Genomic DNA, 3,106 nt, shown 5'->3' on the forward strand with positions numbered 1-3,106 from the left:
CCTCGCTCCCTCGGGTCGGTACCGCTCGCAAGCCCCGGGCTGGGACCGTGGCCCTCGGCGAGTCCCATCGGACCCGGGTGCGGCGCCTACGGCTCACTTCTCGACGAGGACGATGTCCTCGATCCGGGGGCGCAGCTTGATCGTGTCGCCGAGGGCATCGATGATGCGGTGCAGGCCCTTGGTCGAATTCCTCCGGAACGCCGGGTGGACCAGGCCGCGGGACAGCAGTTCGTGGTTGACGGCCTGGTGCGGCAACGGCACGTCGCCCCTGATGACGGCCCCGCTCTCGGCGTCCGGGATCGGTGCACCCTTGCCGACCACGGCGACGCGGCGCCCGTAGGTGTCGCCGCCGCCGGTGAGGATGAATCCGGCGACGGACTCCGGGGTGGCGGAGACGACCTCCTCGTCCGCCGCCGACGAGTAAGGACACCCTGCGCCTCATTCGGGCCGAGGCTTCTCGGGTAAGTCGAAAATCCCAGGTCAAGAAGCTTTCTCATATCAATTCCATGATTCGGGTGGAGTTGCCGAAGCACCGAGTCTGGACACTGTGCACCTGCGGGATTACAGCCTCTCCACAGCCTGCGGCAGCAGGAAAGGAAAGAGGGGGAGGGAATGACGAGCGGCGGCCGCGATGCCGCCTGCCCTGTCATTCGGCGGGATTTCTCATTCACGGAAAGCGGCCCACGAGGCTGGCGGGGCCTCGTGATTCGACTCGAAATGCTCCTGCCGGCCGGCGCGACGAAGCCGTTCGGGGCAGGGCCCGAACCTGCCGATCGGCAGGTAGGGCTCGATCAAACTCCACTGCTCGTCGGTGAGTTGCCTGCGCGTCAGATCAAACGGGCCTACCGGGTTCTGCCCCGGAGCGGGGCAGAACCCGAAGATTGATCACAGCATCACACAGGCCCTACCTCGACCCGGGTTCCGGCGGCCCGCAGAACGACTTCACCAACCGCAACACCAATCGCGTCCCTGCTGCCGCTCACCGGGATGACGGCCGGGAGCCTGCTGCTGCACCTCCGGGCGATCCGACGGCTACCGAAGCCGGTGCGCGGGGCCGAGGACACGGACGGGGACTGGCTGGACGACCTCGTGCCCCTTGCGAACCTGCTCGCCGGCCCCCGCTCCCGCGCGGGGCGCGCACTCGCCGCGCTGATCGGCCGCGGCACGGTGCTCGGCTTCGTGCGCCTCCGGTTCACCCTGCTCGCCGCCGCAGCCGCCGTCTCCGCTGGCCTGCTGGTTGCCACGGGACTGGCTTCCGGCGAGGGCTGGCCCGGGGTACTGCTCTTCACCGTGGAGGCCGCGGTCTTCGCGGGCGGAACCTTCGCCTTCGTGATGATCTGCAACAGCGTCCTGCGGTTCGTCGCGTCCCCTCCCGCATCGGGGACGCGACGGGCCGCCCGGATCGCGACCATCGCAGGCGCGTTGACACTGCCGGTCTCGTTGGCGCTGCGGGACACCGCCTGGCAGTTGCTCGGGCTCGGCGACCAGGTCGACTCCATCGGACAGTGGGCGGCCTTCGCACTCGCCTGCGCGCTACTGACGGGCGCGCTCACCTTCGGTGTGGCCGCGACCGGAACCAGGGAGTGACAGCCGCGGACGTGGGGGCGGTCGGCTGCTGCACGGCGGTTGTCATGTCTCTTGGAGCCAGGGCCTGTTGGAGGTCGTCGAAGCCCCCGCCGGATCGGCGCGGGCTTCGACAAACGGAGCGGGCCCCGCACGGCCCCATCTCCCCGGCCGCTTGTGCGGCTCGGTGTGGGCGTTCTGTTCAGGCGGTCGTTGCCACCGGGCGGTGGGAGAGGGCGTCGGAAGCCCTGGCCGTGGCGTAGAGCGAGACGGCCAGCGCGATGACGAGGGCGGCGCCGGCGGCGAAGATGCTGCCGGAGGAGACGGCCTTGGCGCTGCCGGCCTCGGTGCGGGCGGAGCCGGCGATGAAGGGCATCACCACGAGGACGGCGACGCCGAGAACGACCTCGCCCCAGACGACCTTCGGGAAGTGCCGCAGGGTCAGGTGGAGCAGGGAGGAAGTGTCGTCGGCGCGGCGGGCCCGGGCGATGCGGGGCATCAGCCAGAACTGGTTGACGGCGCCCGCGGCGACGAGGCCGGCGACCAGGAGGATCTTGACGAGCAGGGCGATGCCGTAGCCGGTGGTCCACAGCTGGGAGATCGCACCGACGTGCTTCCAGCTGAGCCAGAGGCCGGAGACGGTGACGGCGCCGACGCAGATCATGGCGACGAGGCTGAACCGGCGCCACATGTCGGCCCAGAGAAGACCGGCGCCGTCGCCGAGGCGGCCACGGGTGCCGGCGAGGGCGGCCAGGAGGGCGAGGCCACCGAGCCAGACGACGCCGGAGATGATGTGGGTCTGGTCGAAGGCGAGGTCGAGCCAGCGGTCGAGGTCGGCGGGCTTGGTGGCGGGGACGGCCGCGATCAGGGTGACGGCGAGGGAGAGCGGCAGCGTGGTGAGGGCGATGGCGTCCGTGTGGCGGCGGGCAGCGGGCACGAAGAGGGCGATCAGCGTTGCGGCCGTCACGGCCAGGACCGCGTTCTGGACCAGGTAGACGTTGCCTTGGGCGATCCAGGCGCCCTTCGCGGCCGGGGCGTGGAGGTAGTCCCAGATCCGGTCCGGGGCGAGGGCATCGCCGAACGGTATGCCCTTGCCGGCGCGGGCGAGACGGGCGGCGAGCTGGAAGTAGCCGGCGACCAGTAGCACCACCCCTGCCCAGGCGAGGTAGGCCGCTGATCTGCTTCGCAGGGCCTCGGCGTCCTGGCGGCTGGTTTCCGGCGCACGAAGTGCCGGGCGCACGGTGGTCGCGTACGTGATGGTGGTGCCGAGGGCTCCGCTGAGGCCGATGAAGTAGCCGGCCTTGGTGAGGACCCGCCAGAGCTGGGGCATGGTGTATCCGGCCGTGTCCGCGGCCAGCAGGGCGTGATGCATGAGGTGCGGCTACCCTAAATAAGGTTCCCCTAAGTTACCTGGAGGGCCGCGGTTGTTCAATCGTCATCATCTTGTGAGCTGCCTATCGGTCCGCACTCCGGGGAGCGCCCCGTCGCCATTTCGCCTGGTGCGAAGGTTGCCAGGCACCGGAGTCCGATGCTCTCGGTCCCC

At 70.1% G+C, this 3,106-nt stretch carries 3 protein-coding genes; 1 reads left to right on the forward strand and 2 read right to left on the reverse strand.

What is annotated here, in order from left to right; all coding sequences use genetic code 11:
• Positions 1 to 93 precede the first annotated feature (93 nt).
• Positions 94 to 321 carry a hypothetical protein gene (locus ACIQOV_RS34740; RefSeq protein WP_401054835.1) on the reverse strand — a complete coding sequence of 76 codons (228 nt, stop codon included), beginning with the start codon at positions 319 to 321 and terminating at the stop codon, positions 94 to 96.
• A gap of 666 nt (positions 322 to 987) precedes the next feature.
• On the opposite strand from ACIQOV_RS34740, the gene ACIQOV_RS34745 reads away from it, so the two are divergent.
• On the forward strand, positions 988 to 1,587 hold the full coding sequence (locus tag ACIQOV_RS34745) for a hypothetical protein (protein ID WP_401054837.1): 600 nt from the start codon (positions 988 to 990) through the stop codon (positions 1,585 to 1,587).
• Between the two features lie 178 nt (positions 1,588 to 1,765).
• Here the strand turns inward: ACIQOV_RS34745 and ACIQOV_RS34750 are convergent, their stop codons facing one another.
• Positions 1,766 to 2,935 carry a CopD family protein gene (locus ACIQOV_RS34750; RefSeq protein ID WP_401054839.1) on the reverse strand — a complete coding sequence of 390 codons (1,170 nt, stop codon included), beginning with the start codon at positions 2,933 to 2,935 and terminating at the stop codon, positions 1,766 to 1,768.
• Positions 2,936 to 3,106 lie beyond the last annotated feature (171 nt).

Source organism: Kitasatospora sp. NPDC091257 (assembly GCF_044757675.1).
Lineage (GTDB): Bacteria > Actinomycetota > Actinomycetes > Streptomycetales > Streptomycetaceae > Kitasatospora > Kitasatospora lactacystinica.